This is a genomic window from Pseudomonas sp. OA65, from assembly GCF_017498305.1.
GTDB classification, from domain to species: Bacteria; Pseudomonadota; Gammaproteobacteria; order Pseudomonadales; family Pseudomonadaceae; genus Aquipseudomonas; species Aquipseudomonas zanjanensis.
In genome coordinates, this window is record NZ_JAGDEZ010000032.1 from 1 (window position 1) to 19721 (window position 19721).

Annotated in this window: 10 protein-coding genes; 2 read left to right on the forward strand and 8 right to left on the reverse strand. The window is 59.4% G+C overall.

The features are described from left to right. Positions 1-249: 249 nt before the first annotated feature. Both J3361_RS22175 and J3361_RS22180 read right to left on the reverse strand, forming a co-directional pair. Complete coding sequence (locus J3361_RS22175; RefSeq protein WP_207966325.1) at positions 250-2685, reverse strand: TonB-dependent siderophore receptor; 2436 nt, start codon at positions 2683-2685, stop codon at positions 250-252. Between the two features lie 103 nt (positions 2686-2788). Continuing rightward, entirely contained in the window at positions 2789-4438 is a 1650-nt protein-coding gene (locus tag J3361_RS22180) for a cyclic peptide export ABC transporter (RefSeq protein WP_207966326.1), read from the reverse strand. 547 nt (positions 4439-4985) lie between these two features. Between J3361_RS22180 and J3361_RS22185 the strand changes: the two genes are divergently transcribed. Then, entirely contained in the window at positions 4986-7463 is a 2478-nt protein-coding gene (locus tag J3361_RS22185; protein WP_207966327.1) for a TonB-dependent receptor, read from the forward strand. Positions 7464-8189: 726 nt separating this feature from the next. Here J3361_RS22185 and J3361_RS22190 read toward each other — a convergent pair. From J3361_RS22190 to pvdM, 3 genes are read right to left on the reverse strand one after another with little or no spacing between them, the layout of a single operon-like run. Further along, a complete protein-coding gene (locus J3361_RS22190) occupies positions 8190-9065 on the reverse strand; it encodes a formylglycine-generating enzyme family protein (protein WP_207966328.1) in 876 nt (291 codons plus the stop codon). Positions 9066-9088: 23 nt separating this feature from the next. Beyond that, a complete protein-coding gene (locus J3361_RS22195; protein WP_207966329.1) occupies positions 9089-10369 on the reverse strand; it encodes an aminotransferase class V-fold PLP-dependent enzyme in 1281 nt (426 codons plus the stop codon). Further along, positions 10366-11736: a pyoverdine-tailoring dipeptidase-like protein PvdM gene (gene pvdM, locus J3361_RS22200; protein ID WP_207966330.1), complete on the reverse strand. Its 1371-nt coding sequence runs from the start codon at positions 11734-11736 to the stop codon at positions 10366-10368. The genes J3361_RS22195 and pvdM overlap by 4 nt, the downstream gene beginning before the upstream one ends. A 337-nt stretch (positions 11737-12073) precedes the next feature. Here pvdM and J3361_RS22205 point away from each other — a divergent pair, with 337 nt between their 5' ends. Next, positions 12074-13690 carry a PvdJ/PvdD/PvdP-like protein gene (locus J3361_RS22205; RefSeq protein WP_207966331.1) on the forward strand — a complete coding sequence of 539 codons (1617 nt, stop codon included), beginning with the start codon at positions 12074-12076 and terminating at the stop codon, positions 13688-13690. A 51-nt stretch (positions 13691-13741) separates the two neighbouring features. Here the strand turns inward: J3361_RS22205 and J3361_RS22210 are convergent, their stop codons facing one another. The 3 genes from J3361_RS22210 to J3361_RS22220 all read right to left on the reverse strand — a co-directional run bounded on the left by J3361_RS22210 (position 13742) and on the right by J3361_RS22220 (position 19229). After that, the gene (locus J3361_RS22210; RefSeq protein ID WP_207966332.1) at positions 13742-14179 is read right to left on the reverse strand and encodes a hypothetical protein; all 438 of its coding nucleotides are present in this window, start codon (positions 14177-14179) and stop codon (positions 13742-13744) included. Between the two features lie 2 nt (positions 14180-14181). Further along, positions 14182-18594, reverse strand: coding sequence for a hypothetical protein (locus J3361_RS22215; protein ID WP_207966333.1), 4413 nt, complete (start codon positions 18592-18594; stop codon positions 14182-14184). A gap of 308 nt (positions 18595-18902) precedes the next feature. Beyond that, on the reverse strand, positions 18903-19229 hold the full coding sequence (locus J3361_RS22220; protein WP_045155537.1) for a DUF6124 family protein: 327 nt from the start codon (positions 19227-19229) through the stop codon (positions 18903-18905). Positions 19230-19721 lie beyond the last annotated feature (492 nt).

Sequence of the window (19721 nt, forward strand, 5' to 3'; positions counted from 1 at the left end):
AAGCAAAGGGCGGCACGAGAATTTGAGGCGCGTCGGGGGGGCGGGGAGTTGTAAAGAGGAGAGGGAGAAACCACACAAGCGGGGGCGTGGGGATTTATCCCCGCTGGGCTGCGCAGCAGCCCAAAAACAGGGCCGCTTCGCGCCCCAGCGGGAGCAAGCTCCCTCGCCACAGGGTTACTGCCGGGTTTTATTTCGCTTTACTGATCGGCATTAGGGCCAGGCCCGATTTTTTTTTGTGTGCGGTGTTGCTTAGAAGTCGTAGGTCACGTCCAGCGAGGCCACGCGTTCCTGGCCGTAGTAGCAGCCGAACGAGTAGTTGCAGTTGGACACGTACTCGCGGTCGAAGACGTTCTGCACGTTCAGGCTGGTGGTGACGCCACGCAGGCTCGAGGTGGCCTTGCCCATGTCATAGCTGATGGTGGTGTCGAACACGGTGTAGGCTGGGACGTCGAACGAGTTGTCCGCGTCGCCAGGTTTACGCCCGGTATAGCGGACCCCCGCGCCAAAGGTCAGACCATTGAGCGATGCTTGGATGAAGTGGTAGTCAACCCATAAGGTGGCGGAGACAGGAGCCTGTTGTTCGCTGCGGTTGTCCTGGTAGCCCCACTGATCTTTGGTATAGAACGAATCGAGGTAGGTCGCGGCAGCCATCACATCAATATTGTTGATCGCGGATTTGACCTCCAGCTCAACGCCGCGGGAGCGGATCTCACCTGTCTGAGACTCGTACCCAGGGTTGTCCAAATCCTGAGTCTTCACGTTCTTCTGTTCGATCTGAAACACCGAGGCAGTGATCAGGGTTTTGTCGAACGGCTGGTACTTCACGCCCACTTCGTATTGCTCACCCTCGGTCGGCTTGAAGACATTGCCGGCAGCGTCCGTCCCAGTGGTCGGCAGGAACGACTCGGAGTAGCTGATGTACGGAGCCAGGCCGAAGTCGGTGACGTAAGTCAGGCCGATGCGGCCGGTGAACTTGTTATCGCGCAGCGAAGCGACATTGTCTGCCAGCAAATCCTTGTTATCCACTTCGGCCCAGTCCTGGCGACCACCCACGGTCAGGATCCACTTGTCCAGCTTGATCTGGTCTTGCAGGTAGACGCCGGTCTGGCGAACGGTGTTGTCCCATTGGGTGTCCAGCGTCGGGGTCACGTCGCTGGTGTCGTAGTTGTTGTTATTGCCGTACAGGTCGATTGGCGCGCCTGTGATGTTGTAGCCCTTGTATTTACGGTTGAAATGACGATAGTCCACGCCCGCCAGGGTGGTGTGTTCGAGGGCGCCGGTGTTGAATTTGTATTCCACATTGTTATCAATGGTGTAGGCGGTGTTGTGCTGCTGCCAGTCGAGTTTGTTGCGAGTGGCCTGGGTCTGGTCATTCCCAACGAAACCACGCAGGTAGAAGCCCCGATACTGGTCACGCACATCGGTGTAGCGGGCGGTGGAGCGGAATGTCAGGTCATCGGTGAAGTTGTGGCTGAAGTCGTAGCCGAGAACGAACTGGTCACGCTTGTAGTCGTTCCACCGCGTGTCGCCGGAGAAAAAGTCCCGGTCGATCCGCTGGCCGTTGGGGCCGCGCTTCAGGGAGCCGATCATCGGCAGGGCCTGATAGTCTTCCAGGCCGTCATCGCGCTGGATCTGCGCCAGCACCGTCAGCGAGGTGTCTTCATTGGGCGCCCAGGTCAGGCTCGGCGCCAGCAGCATGCGTTCGCTGTGGGTGTGATCGACCTGCTGGTTGCCTTTTTTCGCCACGCCGATGACGCGGTAGCTGAATTCCTTTTGATCGTCGATCGGGCCGCTGGTGTCGAACGCGCCGTTGACCCGGTCGTAGCTGCCCGCGCCCAGTTTGATCTGGCTGCGCTGTTCAGTGGTCGGTCGCTTGGAGACCATGTTGATCAAGCCGCCGGGCTGGTTCTGTCCGTACAGCACCGATGAGGGGCCCTTGAGCACTTCGATGCGCTCCAGGGTATACGGATCGATTTGCGGCGCGCCGCCCAGGCTGCCGGCATAGGGCAGGTAGGCTCCGTCGAGGTACAGCTGTGTCGGCGCGAACCCGCGGCTGGTGATTTCATCGGCGATGGTGTTGCGGTCGGTGAAGCCGCTGGTGTCCAGGCCCGGCGTGTAGCGCAGGGCCTGGGTCAGGTTACGCGCGCCCTGGGTGGCGATCTGGTCGGCGGTGACCACGTTGATGGTCTGCGGGATCTCCAGGATCGGTGTGTCGGTCTTGGTGCCGGTGGCGCTGCGAGTGGCGACGTAGCCGTCCACCGGGCCGTAGGCCGATTCCGCGGATTTACCAGTGATGGTCGTGGCGCCCAGTTCCAGCGAATCCCCCGCCGTCCTGGCGCGCACGCTGGCGGTGTTGCCCTGGATCGTGAACATGACGCCGGTCCCCACCAGCATCTGCGACAACGCTTGCGCCGGCGACAACCGGCCACTGACCGGCTGGCTGCGCAGGCCCTGGACATCATCGGCGCTGTAGAGCACTTGCATGTTCGTTTGATTGCTCAACGCCTGCAGGGCACTCGACAGCGACTGCGCCGCGATGTTGAGGTCGACTTCCTGTGCCTGGACCTGTGCGCTGAACGGCATGGCCAGTGCCAGGCTGAACGCGGTGGCGCTGAAGCCTGGTTGCAGCAGGCGGCGCATGATCAGTGCCTTGGTAAAACGTGGAATCCCCGGAGTTGCTGGCATGTGTTTCACTCTTGCAGGTTTTAGTTTTAATAGGGTGTAGTTGTGATCGATTCTTAATTAGGACGCACCACCCCAGAAAAACCAGAATGAGAATCGTGATTATTTACGCGGGTTGCAGTTCGGTGATGACGCGGCCGGCTTCCATGCGCACCAATTGGTCGGCCACGTCGAAGTAACGGTCGTCGTGGGAAATCACGATGATGGTCTTGCCCAGGCGCTTGAGGTCCGGCAGCAACTCCGTGTAGAAAATCCGCCGGAAGGTCGGGTCCTGGTCGGCCGCCCACTCGTCGAAGACCAGCACCGGGCGTTCTTCCAGCCAGGCATTGACCAGCGCCAGGCGCTTGCGCTGGCCGGTGGAGAGGTCGGTGGTGGTGAAGGCGCCGTCGCGCACGCTGACCTTGTGGGCGATCTCCAGGCGTTGCAGGTATTGGTTGGCGGCGTCCGGGATATGGGTGTCGCCCTGGACGATGTCGTCGAACAGGTAGTAGTCGGCAAAGATCGTCGTGAACAACTGACGATAGTCATCGCGGGTCACGGCCGTCACGGCGTGGTCGTTGAGGCGGATTTCTCCTTGCTGCGGCGCGTAGAGGCCCAACAGCAGCTTGATCAGCGTGGTCTTGCCACAGCCGTTTTCACCGACGATGAACACGATGTCGCCCTGGTCGATCTTCAGGTTCACCGGCCCCAGGCGGAACGGCGCGGCGCCTTCCACCGCCGGGAAGCTGTAGGCCACATTGCTCAGTTCCAGTGTCTGCACCGGCGTTTTCGGCTGGCCTTGGTCGTTGAGTAGCAAGTGGGGTTCAGGGGATGAAAACTGTTCCGACAATTCGGCGATGCGGCGGAAGGCGATCTGCGCACGGCTGACGATAGGCAGGGTGCCGATCAGGTGTTCCAGCGGGCCTTTCATGTACAGCAACACCAGCACGAAACCGCTCATCACCGCTTTGTCGGCGCTCGGCCACAGCGACTGCAGGGCCAGGGCCAGGCCGATCACCACGAAGAACAGCATCGAGCCGAAGGTCTTGGCGATCACGAAAATGTTCACCGAGCGGATCTGCGTGTCGCAGATCTTGTCGGCGGTGTGCTCAATGCCCGAGACGAACATGCGGTGCCGACGAGGGCGATGGATGCGCAGCTCCTTGGCGCCTTCGGCGATGGCGTTGTAGTGCTTCTGCAATTCGTCCTCGGAGTCGCGCGCCTCCATGAAGCCCTTGATCCCATGATCGCGGGCAATGTACTGCACCACGGTGCCGATGATGATCGCCACGACCATCATCAGAAACATCGGCCACGACAGCATTGCCAGGTACCCCATGCACCCAAGGGTGACGGTCAGGGAAATGGCCAGGGGGGCGAAGGCGAAGGCGAAGTCGCTGATGGTGTCGACGTCGTGGGTCAACACCGGGATCAGGCGATGACTGCGGTAGCGTTCGATCTGCTGGATGGGCGCCGACAGGACTTTTTCCCCCAGCTCCTTGCGCAGCTTGGCGATGATCTTCTGGCCAACGTAGTTGGTGCCGATGTCGGAACAGATGGAACTGATCAGGGCCAGCAGGCATAACCCGGCGAACACGCCCACCACGGTGTGACTCAGCCCGCCTTCGGCGTGCAGCACCTGGTTGATGGTGGCCAGCAGCACGGTGACGCTCAGGCCACCGACCATGCCCAGCAGGATGGCGCCGATGACAATCAGCCGGAAGGGTTTGAGCAGGGTGAACAATTCATTGATCACCCCGCGTTTTGGTTGGCTCATGGAGGTTTCCCTGCAAGATGAAAAGGACGAACGCCATCGCGGGGACATGCACCGCATGGGCTGGAGGACGGCGGCACGCCGGGTTGGAGCGGGCCCACCTGTAGAACGATTGGAGGGGAAGGGGATTTAGCGAGGAGCCGCCTGACACACATTATTGTGGCGAGGGAGCTTGCTCCCGCTCGGTTGCGCAGCGACCGCAAAATCTTGGGGCCGCTGCGCCCGAAGCGTCGGACCGGCCTAGCGGGAGCAAGCTCCCTCGCCACAGGTGTGTTTGCAGCCCTGGTGTTGGCTGTGTTCATGGAATCCAGGATTAAAAAGGCCGGCGCCCAGCAGCGCCGGCCTTTTTTTGATTGTTTTCGCGAATGATAAGTAAAGTCATTCCGGTTTTTGCAGATGCTGCGTCTTATTTAGGTATGTGGGCACATCGGGTCGGCCACGCCCTGACACATTGCCCTGGGGCAATCGACGGTGCGGGTTCACGTGTGCCGGCGAGCGGCGGGCCCTTCGGCCCCATGGACTTTTACTTCGACCAATAATAGAGAACACGATGTCATCCATTCATGAGTTGAAACTTCTTTTCAAGGCACTCGTCATGTCCCGCGGCCTGCGTTCGCGGCGGGTGTTGGCCGGTTTGGGGTGGGTCTGCGTACTGCCCCTCAGCACTCAGGTAATGGCGCAAGACGTCAGCATCGACATTCCTGCGCAACCGCTGCCGCAGGCTCTGCAGGCGTTTGGTCAGCAGACCAACCAGCAAGTGATCTACAACGCTGGCGACATGGCCGGGCTGAAAAGCACCCGCGTCAGCGGCACGATGAGCCCGCAGGCGGCCATCGCCGAATTGCTCAAGGGCACAGGCGTGCGCTACAGCCTCGAGGGCAATACCTGGATGTTGATGCGCAGCCCTGCCACGGGAGGCCTTGAGCTGGGTGCGACCACCATCAGTGCACAAGCGTTGGACGCGACAACCGAAGGCAGTCATTCCTACACCAGCAAGGCCGTGACCCTCGGCAAGGGCACCCACACCCTCAAGGAAATTCCCCAGTCGATCACCGTGATGACGCGCAAGCAGATGGATGACCAGAACCTGGTCAGCCTCAAGGACGCCGTCAACCAGACCACCGGCATCGTCGGCCTGCAGGGCGTCGGCCAAGGCATGATCCTGTCGTCACGCGGTTTCCAGATCGACGATTGGCAATATGACGGCGTGCCGATCCTGCGCAATAACTATTCGCTGGGCAACTGGGCGACCCAAGACCTGATCTTCTTCGACCGCCTGGAAATCATGCGCGGCGCGGCCGGCTTGCTGCAAGGCACTGGCAGCCCCGGTGGTGCCGTCAACCTGGTGCGCAAGCGTGGCCAGCATGCCCCGACCGTAACCCTGACCGGCAAGGCCGGCTCCTGGGATCACTACGGCCTGCAACTGGACGCCGGCGGCCCGCTGAACCAGGCCGGCAATATCCGCGGTCGTGTCGTCATCGACGAAGACCAGAGCAATTCGTTCGTCGATCATGCGTGGAGCAAGACCCATTCGCTGTACGGTGCGTTGGATATCGACCTGAGCGAAGACACCACCCTGGGCCTTGCAGTCAGCCAATCCAACGGCGAATCGCGCGGCAACATCCGTGGCCTGCCACGCTACGCCGACGGGTCGATGCCGGACGTGTCGCGTTCGACCTATACGGGGGCGCGTTGGAACCGTTCGGAAATCGATGTCACCACCTACTACACCGACCTGGAGCATCGGTTCAACGATGACTGGGCGTTCAAGGTGGGTGCCGTGTACATGACTGAAGACAACCAGGCGAAAAACCAGCGAGTGCAAAGGGGGGGTGGTCTCTTGCCTGATGGCAGTGGCGTGCAATATGCCGATTTCGTGACTGATTTCCAGTCCACGAAGTCTGGTCTGGACATGAACCTGATCGGCAAGTTCGAAGCCTTGTCGATGGAGCAGGAAGTCATGCTCGGCGGCAACTTCTCGCAATTGGAGACGGATGATCGCTACGCCCGTACATTCAACAGCACCAGCGACTCCATCTTCGACCTGAACAATAACCGGCCGGACATCAGCTATGAGAGTCTGATCAACAGCCCGGGCGGGCGGGGCGTCCTCAGTAAGTACGATATCCGCCAGAAGGGTGTGTATGGCACTTGGCGCGTTAAGCCGATCGATGATCTGACGCTGGTGCTGGGTTCCCGGGTCAGCTGGTATGACTTCAGCTACAAGTCGAGAACCGAAGACTCAGCCGGTATTACCCCCTACACGGCAAACACCGGAACTGAAACCGGGGTGGTCACGCCCTACGGCGGTATCATCTATGACCTGAGCCGTGAGTGGGCGGTGTACGCCAGCTACACCGATGTATTCCAGCCCCAGACCGAGGTCGATACCAGCGGTTCGGTGCTCAAGCCCATCGTCGGCACCAACTACGAAGTCGGCCTTAAGGGTGAGTTGATGGACGGTCGGGTCAATACTTCCTTGGCCATCTTCCGTTACGACCACGAGAACCGCGCCATCCAAGACGTCGCCGGCGGGATGGTATGTGAGGGCGGGTATTGCTCGGCAGCCTCGGGGAAAGTGCGCAGCCAGGGTTTCGATGCGGAAATCAGTGGTGAAGTGGTAGACAATCTGCAGTTGTTCGCGGGCTACACCTACAACACCACCAAGTACTTGGAGGAGCCGGGGAAGGACGGTGTTGTCTTCAGTAGCTGGACGCCGAAACACATGCTGCGGGTATGGGGCAACTACCAGCTGACCGGCGACTGGAGCCGTGTCAGCACTGGCCTGGGCTTCACCACCCAAAGCCACACACTGGTTTACCAGGAAAAGACCGACGTACCGGGTTATACCGTGTGGAATGCCCGTGTCGGCTACCAGCTGACGCCAGAAATCGCTTTGGCGCTCAATGCCAACAACCTGTTCGACAAGACGTACATAACGCCCGCTTACAACCAGCTTGATGGCAACAACAACTTCGGTGATCCGCGCAACCTGATGTTCAGCGTGAAGTACACCCCGGAGTTCTGATTCTTGCGAGAATGAAATAGACCTGCCTTGTGCGTGATGCTGTTCACTTAGACAAAACGGCGCTTCTTCAGAAATGGGAAGCGTCGTTTTTTCTCTTCGTTTTTTGGGGGTTACAGTCGATGAAGAGGGTGGATGTACTGCCCTCATCGCGAGCAAGCTTTGCTCCCACAGAAGGACTCCGTGTGCACGCGGATATTGTGGCTGCTGAAGATCCAATGTGGGAGCGAGCTTGCTCGCGAAGGCGGGGTTACAGTCGATGAAGAGGGTGGATGTACTGCCCTCATCGCGAGCAAGCTTTGCTCCCACAGAAGGACTCCGTGTGCACGCGGATATTGTGGCTGCTGAAGATTCAATGTGGGAGCGAGCCTGCTCGCGAAGGCGGGGTTACAGCCAATGAAGTTGTTGGATGTACTGCCCTCATCGCGAGCAAGCTTTGCTCTCACAGAAGGACTCCGGGTGCGCGCGGATATTGTGGCTGCAGAAGATCCAATGTGGGAGCGAGCCTGCTCGCGAAGGCGGGGTTACAGCCAATGAAGTTGTTGGATGTACTGGCCTCATCGCGAGCAAGCTTTGCTCCCACAGAAGGACTCCGTGTGCACGCGGATATTGTGGCTGCTGGAGATCCAATGTGGGAGCGAGCCTGCTCGCGAAGGCGGGGTTGCAGTCGATGAAGAGGGTGGATGTACTGCCCTCATCGCGAGCAAGCTTTGCTCCCACAGGGGGCGCCTACATCTCCCGCGCCACCCGAAAACCGATCCAGTCGCCGCGGTCGCCCGGCACCAGCGCATTGCGGTTGCCGGAGCGGGAGAACACCGGCGCTTCGCCCCAGTCGTTGCCGCGGATGCGTTTGAATTCGCACTTGCCGGTCAGCCAGGCGCTGCCGTCGCTCGGGGCGCCCACGTAGTTTTCGTTGTAGCAATCGGCGGTCCATTCGTAGATGTTGCCGTGCATGTCGTACACGCCGAAGGCGTTGGGCGCGAAGCTGCCGGCCGGGGCGGTGAAGTTGTAGCCGTCGGCCGCGCCGTAGGTGTTGGCGTGCTGGGCGATGCTGTATTCCTTGCCCTCGTCGAACGGGAAGGGGAACGGCCCGGTGCTGCCGCCGCGTGCCGCGTATTCGCGCAGAGATTCGCTGACCAATCGGTACTGCTTGCCGGTCTTTTTCGACAACCACGCCACGTAGGCCTTGGCCTCGGCGAAATCCATGCACACCGCCGGGTGCCGGTCGGTGTATTGCTTGCGCGGGTCGCTGCCCTGGTAGTCCGGGATGCCGGCCTTGCAGGCCCGGCCGGGGCGATCGTCGCCGTCGGGCATCGTGTAGCCGGTGTCGCGCAGGTAGGCGAACCATTCGCCCTTGAGCACCTGGAAGCGACTGATCGCCAGCGGTTTGGCGAACGTCACCGGGTGCATCGGGCCTTCGTCGGGCTCGCGGCCCACTTCGTCTTCCGGGGTGCCCATTTGGAAGGTGCCGGTGGGCAGCACGACCATTTCCGGGCAGTCCTTGCAATCACGAAAGACCTGGCCCGCTTGAGACGCCTGGGCGCCGGAGGGCAGCAAGGACGCGAGGGCCAGTACCGGGAATAACTTCAGCGAAAAACTGTTCATCCATCTCTCTCGATAAGTCAGGTTCAGAGTGTCTTGCCCAGCAACCCCATGAAGCGATCGATCTCGGCTTCGGTGTTGAGCAGCCCTGGTGCGGTGCGGACCACCGGTCCCGCATCGCGATGCACGGCGTCGGCGATCACGCGGTTTTTCATCAGGTAAGCGGCGACCTCGTCGCTGTCGCGGCCCTTGATCCGGAAGAAGGTGAAACCGGCGGACAGCGCCGGGCTCAGCGGGGTGACCAGTTCAATCTTCGGCTGTGCCAGCAGCTGTTGTTTCAGGTAGCTGTTGAGGGCATGGATGCGCGCCTGCACCTCGGCCTTACCCAGTTGCAGGTGCAACTTGAACGCCTCGTCCGCTGCCCAGCGATGCTCGAAGGCGTGATAGCCGCCCGGCGTCATGACCGTGGAAAACGCCGTGGCTTCGGAGAAGGTCGGGATGATCGGCGTGACGTACTTGAGCTCTTCGCTGCGGCTACACACCAGGCCGGTGCCGCGTGGGCCGAACATCCACTTGTGGGTGCCGGCGATGAAAAAGTCGCAATTCATGGCGGGGAAGCTCAGGTCTTCGACGCCGAAACCGTGCACGCCGTCCACCACATAAATGATCCGCTGCTCATCGCTGCGGCCCTGGTTGTGCTTGTCCACCAGGGCGCCGATTTTGTCGATTGGCAGCTTCACACCGCTGCCCGAGTGCACCCAGGTCATGCCCAGCACTCGGGTTTCGGGGCGTATGTTGCGGTCGAGGGCCGTGAGGATCTGTTCATGGCTGACGTCGTGGGCGTTGTCGAACAACTTGATCTTGCGCACCCGTGTTCCCGTCCGTTGGGTGCGCAGGTCGAGAATGGTGTGAGTGGCGTAGTGTTCGTGGGCAGTGGTGAGGATTTCCTGGTCGGCCGCCACCTGGACGCCGCCGTAGATGATCGACAGGCCTTCGGTGGTGCTGCCAGTGAGGGCGATCTGCGCAGGATTCGCCTGCAGGTAGCGGCCGGCCCAGGTGCGGACGTTTTCCTCGCGTTCTTCGGTGACGCCCAGGTCCCAGTCCATCAACAGCCCCGGGTTTTTATCCAGGGCGGCGCGGTGCTTTTCGATGGCCTCGCGCACCGGGCGCGGGTGGGTGGTGACCAGGAAGTTCGAGAAGTGCAGGTAGTCCGGGTCCTGATCGAACAGCGAGCGCAGTTGCGCCCATTTATTTTTCGGCAGCGGCGGCAGTGGATCGGCGCTGGCCGTGGCGGGCAGGCTGGCCGCGAGCGGCAGGCCGGCGGCGAGGATCCCGGCCTGCTTCAGGAACGTGCGACGTTCATTCATGGCTGGACCGCCTTCTGGGTCGAGGCGAGGGCGGGGCGGGCGGCTTTCTGGACCTGATCCCAGACCCGCAGGAAATTGCCGCCCCACAGTTTGGCGATGTCGGCTTCCGAGTAACCGCGGGTCAGCAGTTCGGCGGTGACGTTGCGAATGTCGCCGACGTTCTCCCAGCCCTCCACACCGCCGCCTTCGTTGAAGTCCGAGCTGATGCCGACGTGGTCGATGCCGATCTTGCGTACGGTGTAGTCGATGGCGTCCCCCAGGTCCTTGAGGCTGGCCTTGGGTTCCTCTTCGAGGATGCCGTAGAGCTGGCCGGCGTATTCGCCGAATTTCTGTTCCGGCCAGGCGGCGATGATCGGGTCGCCGGGCATCAGCGCCATCGCCAGGTTGGGCAGCGGCGGCAGGTCGAAGCGTTCGCGCAGGGCGTTGAGCTTGTCCTGGGTCTTTTGCGTCAGCGGCCGCAGATATTGGGAGAAACCGACGACCTGCACCACGCCGCCGCTGGCCTTGATCAGTTGCATTTCCTTGTCGCTGAGGTTGCGTGGAATGTCGACCATCGCCCGTGGCGCCGAATGGGAGGCCACCAGCGGCGTGCGGCTCAGTTGCGCGACTTGTTCCAGGGCCTGGGTCGACATCTGCGACACGTCGATGATCACGCCCAGGTCGTTCAGGCGCGTCACTGCTTGCTTGCCGATGTCCGACAGGCCGCCGAGGGCGTCGGGCGAGTCGTTGAAGAACGGCAGCGGACGGGAGGAGTCGGCCCAGTCGTTGTTGCCGATGTAGCTGAAGCCGAACATGCGCATGCCCCGCGCGGTCCACAGGTCCAGCAGGCTCAGGTCGTGGCCGAGGGGATAGGCGTTGAGCATGCTGATGAAGATCGCGAACTTGCCTTCGCCGTGCAGGCGACGGAAATCATCCGGGGTATAGGCGATGGCGACCTGGTTGGGAAAGTCGCGGACCAGGCCGGTGATGATCTTGTAGCGCACTTCCTGTTGGTTGCGCGCCTCCTCGACGAAGCCGGCGGTGGGCTTGTGCGGCGCGTTGGGCCCGTTCCACAACTCCGGCCAGCCGAACACCGTCAGGGCCGCGCCGGACAGGTGTCCGCGGTTGGCTTTCACCAGGTCGAACTGGCCGCTGCCGTCCTTGTCGGCTTCATTGCCGGCGGTGCCGAAATCCAGCGGCACGGTGATGTGGCTGTCGAAGGACAGCAGGCGTTCGTGCAGCTCCCTGGCTTCTTTCATCACCTTGACCGGGTAGCCGGGATTGTCCCGCCACCAATGGTCCCAAGCCGCGACGCCAGCACCGACGGCCAGCGCCAGGGCCAGGGGTAGGCCGATAAACAGAGCCTTTTTCGAACGAGGTGTTGTCATTGCCGATCTCAGTCAGGTTCGCCTTGGAAGGACAGGCGCGGGGGCCTTTGCTATCTGGGGAGAACGAGTGATCGGGTGGGAAATTTAGGTGTTCTCGGGGCCGCCATCGCGAGCAAGCTTTGCTCCCACAGGTGACCGCATTGCAATTGCACTGTGGGAGCAAAGCTTGCTCGCGACGGCGGCCTTAAACCCACCCATCTCCTGCGAATGTACTCAGGCCCATTGTGGGAGCGAGCCTGCTCGCGAAGGCGGCCTCAAGGCTCTCTATAAATTTGTCAGCCCACCCATCGTTCTAGCTTGGATAAAGCCCACCCCTGGGCCGAACACAGGTAAGGCAATGACGATTTCTCGACGATGGTTCATGGCAGGCCTGGCGCTGACCGGTGCCGCCGTGCCTGCGGTGTATTACGGGCATCGCGAACTGACCCGGCCGGACCCGACCATCACCCCCGGCGAGGCCTCGTTCGATGTGGCCGACGCAGCGGGCCAGCGCCGGGCCGATACGTTGCGGGGCATCTGGACGATCCGTTTCACCGGCCGCGACGCCGGTCTCGAAGGCTTGCCCCAGGATGATCTGCAACTATTCCTCGATATCGGCCAAAGGGGCCGTGGCCTGGTGGGCTACCTCGACAGCGCCGAACGCCTGCGCGACACCGATGAGCCGCGTTATCGGGTGCTGGGCGACCTGGCCGGCACCGACCCGAAGCAACTGAGCTGGCGGCTGATGAGTGCTCGCCAGGACGCGCCGGACTACGAGTTCATCATGACCCTGGACGAAGTCTGGGCCGGTTTCGGCAATGCCGGCAGCGCCACCCTCAGCGGTCGCGTGTTGCGCCTGGACCGTCCTCTGGCGCTGCCGGAACCCGACAATCATTTCATCGCCATCAAGCAGCGTTTCCCCGAGGCCCGGGAGCGCACGCCGCTGAGCCCGGCGCTGCTGGCCTGGCTGGTATCGCCCGAGCATCGGCTGTTCCACCAGCTCTGGCACGCCTCGCGGGACAAATGGCACACCCTGGACGAAGACAAGCGCAATGCCTTGCGCGGCATCGGCTGGCAGCCCGGCCCACGGGACCAGGAACGTGATGCCCGCGGCCCGCGTAAGGATCGCAACGGTTCCGGCGTGGATTTCTTTTTCATGCACCGACACATGCTCGGCACCGCCCGTTCGTTCCAGCCGCTGCCATCGTGGCCGCGCTTCCCCTTGCCGCAACCGGAACTTGCGCGCGATCGCCTTGGGTTCGCCCGCTACCTCGACAACCACGATGGCACGGCCTTGCCGCCGACCTGGCTGGCCGATGGCGACGAGCAGTACGCCCAGTGGGTCAGCGACATCAAGACGGCAGAGACGTACCACAGCAATTTCCAGGTCTGGGAATCGCGCTACCGCGACCCGCGCTACCTGTCGAAACTGACCCTCGGCCAGTTTGGCTCGGAAGTGGAGTTGGGCCTGCACGACTGGCTGCACATGCGCTGGGCCTCGGTGCCCCGTGACCCTTCCAACGGCCACCCGGTGCCGTTCGCCCGCGACCCGGACGACTTCGCCGCGCGCTGGTACGCTCCGGAAAACGACTTTCTCGGCGATCCGTTTTCCTCCCATGTGAGCCCGGTGTTCTGGGCCTTCCACGGCTGGATCGACGACCGCCTCGAAGACTGGTTCCGCGCCCACGAGCGTTTCCATCCGGGCGAAGTGAGCCGGCTGCAAGTCAACGGTGTGCCTTGGTTCGCCCCGGGCCGCTGGGTCGAAATCGCCGACCCCTGGCTGGGCCCGGACACCCACGGTTGTAGCACCACGCCGGGGTTGCAGGTTGGACGTTCGGTGGAGATGGACCCGGAAACCATGAAGCTGGCCCTGCGCATCACCTTCGGCAGCGATGACAAAAAGCTCTCCGAACTATTCCGTCGCGTGCCGCAGCGGCCGTGGTATGCGCGTAATCTCAAGGCCAAACCCGTGTAGTCACGGCGAGGAGGGGGCTCGCCGTGGTCCACGTTTCAAATGGGGGCGCTCTCAGGTTCGGCACAACTGGCGAAGTTCATCCACATCGTCCGTTACGGCTTGCGCTTCGTACAACGCATCGTAGAAAGCAGACAACTCGTCGGCATCGAACGCATACAATACGCAAGTGATGGCTCTGGCCTGTTCGAACAGCGTTAAGTCGCCATCTGCCGCGTTTGAATCCACCTGCGGATCAACGGTTGAATAGTATTTTTCATCCAGGTCATCGGCTTTTTGGGCGAGACGCTGTCGATCGGCTTCGGTAGCGATATACGTGGGCTGCAGCATTTGCTTGAGGGGCAGCTCATGATGAAGCGCCATGGCATTGCTTTTGGTGCAGGCCCATTGCGCCGCCGCACACGCGACATTTTTTCGACGTGTCGCGGGAAGGCTGGCTCCCCATTCCACCAAGTCTGGCGCTACGCTGGTGAGCCGAGTTTGAGTGTTCATCTTTATCCCTCCTTGATGGGTGTTGCGGCAGTTGCGCCTATGGCAGTTATCAATCGAGCGCATTTCGAGCAGATAGGCCTACCCGCGCCAATCGTAAGCACGGAGTAGCCGTTCTGGCGTGCCCACTCGATGATGTTGGCCTCTGCATGGTCATGGCCATAGATCAGTTCATCGGCGCTTACTGCTACGCTTTTAGGCATATAGCTTCTTGGCGAACTGGTCGAGACGACGACCCGCTGCTCACCTGAGTCATTATTCAAGACCCCTACCGCCAGCGTCGTTTTGTCGATTGCAAAAGGCGGAAGTTGGGACTGCAACACTTGCGCCCGCTCAGCCGCGTGCGCTTGAGCCTGGGCAAGCGGCATAGGTTCAGTCTTGGCGCGTTTGGCCGGTGGACCCAGTGTCGGGTCATCGTCCGATAGGTCATCTTCTTCCAATGGCCGACGTGGATGTACATCGGGTTCTGGTTCGGTGGCTGACGGGGCAGTTGGATGCGTCGGCTCAATCAGCGGTTCTTCGCTGTCCGCCGCCCTGATGATGAATTGCGCCACGCTCGTCAGTTTGCCGGTCGCACGGGCCAGGTTTGAAAAACTCTTGAGGTTTATTTGTCGCTCCAACGCAAATTGATGCCAGGGCGTTTTTTTCCGTTCGGCTTGTGACATGTCCCGCCATTCAATCAGTTCCTTGGCCGTCGGCTCATGGTATTTGATCCCCTCGTTCTTGTTGACCCTGAACTCTCCGAGGGGCCCTAGTTCACCGGTCGCACGCGCTTCGGCATTGAAACGTTTTGGGTTTAATCGCCGGCTGGCGGCAAATTGTTCACGGCTGGTTTTGTTGCGATCGGCTTGCAGCATATCCCGCCAATCTCGCAGATCCTGGGCTGTGAGCGGCTTGAAATGGGTATTGGCCTGCTGGATTTTGTTGATCGCTGTTGTTTTCAGTTCACCGTTCGCCTTGGTGAAATTATTGAAGCTGTGCAAATCGATGGAGCGATCCAGGGCAAATTTATGCCAGGACGTTTCCTTGCGCTCAGCCTCCGGCATGTCTCGCCATTCGATCAGTTCTTCAACCGTGACGGGATGGAATTTGGTGCCTTCGGCCTTGCTGATCCTGAACTGACCCAGCACGGCCAGCTCGCCATTCGCTTTGACTTCAGTTGCAAACGTGTGAGGGTTCAGGTTGCGGCGCAATGCAAAGTCATGGATAGAGATGGTTTCACGTTCAGCCTTGGACAGCTCGTTCCATGCTTTCAACGCTTCGACGGTGGGAGGCATGAGTGTCACGCCGCCTCTATTGAGTTCCATATGACCCAAGGCACTCAGTCCGCCTCCGATCTTTATCTGGGATTTAAACGTATGCGGATTAATGTTTCGCTCGCGGGCGAACTGATACCAAGGTGTTTTTTTGATATCGGCTACGGAGGTATCTCTCCACATAGTCAACTCTTCAACGGTGGGCCGGTGAAACTCCATCCCTGCATCCAAGTCGACCCTGTATTGCCCTTTCCAAGTGAGTTCTCCGGTTATCAACGAGTCCTTGCGAAGGTCACTCAAATAAATTCGGTTGTTCATCGCGAACTGGTGCTGTGGAGTTTTCTGTCGCTCGGCTGTCGGCATGTCCCTCCAGGCTTTCAAATGTTCCACGGTGACGGGTCTAAATGCCTCGCCCAACGTGGCCTCGGCCAATAGGGCCTCTCCCAGCGATGTGAGTGTGCCGCTTTGGTTGATGTAAACCACGAAGGTGGCGGGAGGGACATCATAGGGTTTTAGGAAGTCCAGGAAAGCTTGGCGATTTTTTCGGCCGGTGTCTTTTTTTGGCAGCTTCTGCCAGGCTCTGACCATATCAGCAGTTACTTTCTTCACGCCTCTGGGCGTGCCGCCTACCATCCCTCGTCTTCGCCAGATTCCGGATTCGTCCGGTTTGGCAATTTTGCCGCTGCTCACTAATTTCGAGGCATCGTCCGGGTCTTGTGCTCGCAAGAGATAATGCATGCCATCGCCCGCATCGGGCGCGTCGGCCACGAAATATTCTTTTCCTTCAAATTCTATTTTCTGAATGCCCTGCAACTCGATGGGAAGAACATCCGGGTTGTCCCAAGGCCGAGGCATTTGCCTGAACTCAAGATCGTCGGTGTTGAGATTACGCGCCCATTTGTATGTTTTGAGGGTGGACTGGCTGAGGGCGGCAGGCACTTCAGTCATCCCTATCTCTACCCCGACAGGCAGCACCTCATGTATCAGTTGCAGGATGGATATCACCACGGCGGCGTTGCCTTGGATACGATCTTCTGCGGTCATGCCATACACACTGTCGTGGACGCCAAAGACAATGTTTCCACTATTGCCCACCAAGGGTAAATAACCGAAGGTATTGCCCCAAAATTCCTTTGCGGCTTTCCAGCTTTGTTGGGACGATCCAAAAATTTTTGTCTGATCGGCCCAGACGAAATTGTTGGCGTTGACGGCTTGATACACTGCGGCAATGCTGTCGTCGCCTTCTGGACTCAAGTTTCCATGTTTCAAGCGGTAATAGCGCCCCCGCGATCCGGTGTAGTTGAACAATTCTCTAACGGGTATCAACTGGTCAGAAAGAAGATTGTAATAGCCTTCGTAGTGGGCACCGTTGCCGGCAATTAAATTATCCAGAACCCTCGCTGCCTTTGGCCAATGGGCGTCGATACCTCCTTGCGCATCGTGAGCATTGAACGTTCGAAGCAGGCCGTGACGATTTTCTCTTGCCCAATGTGCAAAACTGTCATCACCTTGGATCTCATGGACTTTGTAGTTGTCCAGATCAATGATCAGCCCGTGATTGGGGCGATGTGTGTAGTCGCCGTCATACGGGGTGTAGGGAACAAATGCATACCCGACGAGCGGATAACCGTAGAGGTTGGGGATAATGATCTGACCGTTTTGCTCCAGGGTTCGCCCCACTGTGAGTTGCCCCTCGACCGTTAAACTTTCAAAACTGCCAGGATCATCCAGCAGGCTTTGCAGCGTCCCGCGGATTGCGTAGGCGAGGGCTTTCCCGGAACGTTTGGCAAGGGTTCCAGAAGGGTTTCGCATCGGCGTGTAGATGTCTTTTTCCCAGTGATGTTGCAGCACGTTGCCGAGCTCCTCCAATTGCTCGATGGTCAATTTGTCTTTGGGCTCGATCTCCATGTACTGGAAGTTGAGTGGGCCAACACCGCCGTATGACGCTTTGTCGTGCGCAAGGGCGCCGGCGGCAATTTCCCAGGCTGAGTAGGTATGATGGCTGCTGCTGGTGAGGTTTTCGGGTTGTCCTATTCCCGTAAACGCGGTCAAGGTAATGACTATTTTTTCATGGGGGTCATACCCGGCGGCCAGCAAGCCACCGCTGAAGTAACCCGAAGGTGTTGTGAAAGGGTGGGTATGCTGGAACTTGACGTTCCGTTCTCCTTCGTGACCCTTTTCTATGCCGTTGAGTTGTAATCGCACGCGATCGGCATAGGCATCGATGCGTTGTTTCCTCCCGGACAGGGAGTCGCCCCGTTTGGGCGGCCGCACGCCTTGTGTTCCGTAGATCGTCAGTTCCTGTTCGGGCAACGTTTCTCCGGTTGATTGCGTATTGATCGGGGTGATCGGAAAGTCCAACAGATATTGAGCGTGGCGATCTAGCAGATCTTGGATTCGATAAGTGATCTCACGTTGTACCTCGGTCGATTCCTGTAGCGCATTCTCCATGGCGATGACTGCGGTTACGATTGTCGCGGCGGCCAGGGCGTTTGTCTGTGGCGCAACGGCACGCCTTTGTAGTTCATATTGCCATTCGATGACGCTAGCCACGGTATCTTCCCCTTCGCTGGCCAGTGCATCGATTAGTTCTTTATCGTGTTGATACCAGGCTGTGTTGCTAGACAATTCCGAGGCTCTCAGTCGTACTTCTGCTCCCACCGCCGCAGAAAGCCATTGGGCCGGTAGCGCATTGCCAATATCAGCGTTTGGAGTGTTCCAAAAGGTATCCAGCGCTTTTTTATAGGTTTTAGGAAAATCAACGCCGGATTCCCTGATGATTTTCTCTATTGTGTTTATTGCGTTATTCGCATCGCGCATTGGCCATAGCATCGTGTCGTCAGCCAAGTCAGTGCTGTTGCCGAATAACCCGCTTAGCCCAGCGGGAAAGGTGACGCTCTGATGAGTGATCAGATAGTTCTTGTACAGTTGGGTCAGGGTCTGGGAAGAGACAGGTTCGCGATGTTCTTCGCCATGAATGTCATAACGCTTAGTAAAGGTCGTCAAGTAGATGTGGTCAGGCCGGATGGCGTTGGGCGGGCCCAGTTTTGGAAAGTAGTGGGCCAAGGCAATTTGCAATAATTTTTTGATCAGGTTTTCAAGTCTGGGCTGATTGGCCAAGAGACTGTTTCTTTCCCGATAGTGAGCATCCAGCTGCTTCATGATTAATTCATCCTGATAAACATATGTACGCGCGGAAGATAGAACGGGCGCATCTGTTGTGTTTGTGTTGGTTTATTTATTTCGTGTGTCTTGGATCCGGCAAAAATGTTGACCGGTTTTTAACAGGTGGATGGGTGGAGAGTAAGAGGAGGTGTAGAAACAAACTGTGTCTGCGTTTTTACTGGATAAACTCAATAACCGTATAGATGCATGAAGGTGGCTGGCCTGTGGAACGATCGCTTTTGTGGCGAGGGAGCTCGGTCCCTCGCCACAAGTGCCACTTGGTTTGAGATTTTTTGTGAAGGTTTTTATCGCGGCGCGGCGATGTCCAGTGCGCGGTTTGCCAGCAACTCACTCAGCTCGACCATCTGCTGGATCCCCAGGGCAAAGCTCCGGCGCGCACCTTCCAAATCAAAGGCCAGCTCGTTGGCCATGACATTGACCGAAGCGAGGGTTTCGCTGAGGTTGGCCAGCAGGCATTCCAGGTCCGCGCCTTGCGCTACGGTGAATAACTGGCCCGGTGGTGGCTTGGGTGTTTCGGGCTTGGGGTCGAGGTAGTAGGCGAGGGCGCGGTCGGCGGCTTCGTCGAGTTTCTTGGAATCGTCTGCGGGAGGGTTGGGGGTAATCTTGAACATGGTGTAACTCCTAGTATTCATTTTCAGGAGCCGACACCCTCGCTACCAAACGATTGGGTGGCGGCCGTACGCGGGTTGGTAGACCGGAGCACTAGGAACCCGGCGCGCCCGAAGACGCCCTGCGCACGGCCACCATGACACAGACGCGAGAGAGCATCTGTAGAAGGTGGCGCTTGCGCCTAGTTGACTCGCGGGCTACCAAACCCGATCGCTGAAATCAGCGACCCGAGAACAGTAAAAGTCATGAGCCAAGCGCACAAGCCGGCGGATTCTGGCGTAGTTGTAGGCAATGACGCAAGGCAACGTAGCCTCGCTCGGGCGTCCTACATGGCCGGATAAACAGAGCCCAAGTCGAACACCGTTTATGAGAAGTGGAGAGTTATCTGTGGCGAGGGAGCTTGCTCCCGCTGGGCTGCGAAGCAGCCCCCAAACCAGTCCCCTCAAAACACCTGACCCACCGAGGTGCTGGCCATTGGGGCTGCTGCGCAGCCC

Excerpts from the sequence above, each read along its gene's own strand:
- J3361_RS22220 (WP_045155537.1), bottom strand. The coding sequence starts at position 19,229 with ATGTTCAAGATTACCCCCAACCCTCCCGCAGACGATTCCAAGAAACTC.
- J3361_RS22210 (WP_207966332.1), bottom strand. The coding sequence starts at position 14,179 with ATGAACACTCAAACTCGGCTCACCAGCGTAGCGCCAGACTTGGTGGAA.
- J3361_RS22185 (WP_207966327.1), top strand. The coding sequence starts at position 4,986 with ATGTCATCCATTCATGAGTTGAAACTTCTTTTCAAGGCACTCGTCATG.
- pvdM (WP_207966330.1), bottom strand. The coding sequence starts at position 11,736 with ATGACAACACCTCGTTCGAAAAAGGCTCTGTTTATCGGCCTACCCCTG.
- J3361_RS22205 (WP_207966331.1), top strand. The coding sequence starts at position 12,074 with ATGACGATTTCTCGACGATGGTTCATGGCAGGCCTGGCGCTGACCGGT.
- J3361_RS22215 (WP_207966333.1), bottom strand. The coding sequence starts at position 18,594 with ATGAAGCAGCTGGATGCTCACTATCGGGAAAGAAACAGTCTCTTGGCC.
- J3361_RS22175 (WP_207966325.1), bottom strand. The coding sequence starts at position 2,685 with ATGCCAGCAACTCCGGGGATTCCACGTTTTACCAAGGCACTGATCATG.
- J3361_RS22195 (WP_207966329.1), bottom strand. The coding sequence starts at position 10,369 with ATGAATGAACGTCGCACGTTCCTGAAGCAGGCCGGGATCCTCGCCGCC.
- J3361_RS22190 (WP_207966328.1), bottom strand. The coding sequence starts at position 9,065 with ATGAACAGTTTTTCGCTGAAGTTATTCCCGGTACTGGCCCTCGCGTCC.
- J3361_RS22180 (WP_207966326.1), bottom strand. The coding sequence starts at position 4,438 with ATGAGCCAACCAAAACGCGGGGTGATCAATGAATTGTTCACCCTGCTC.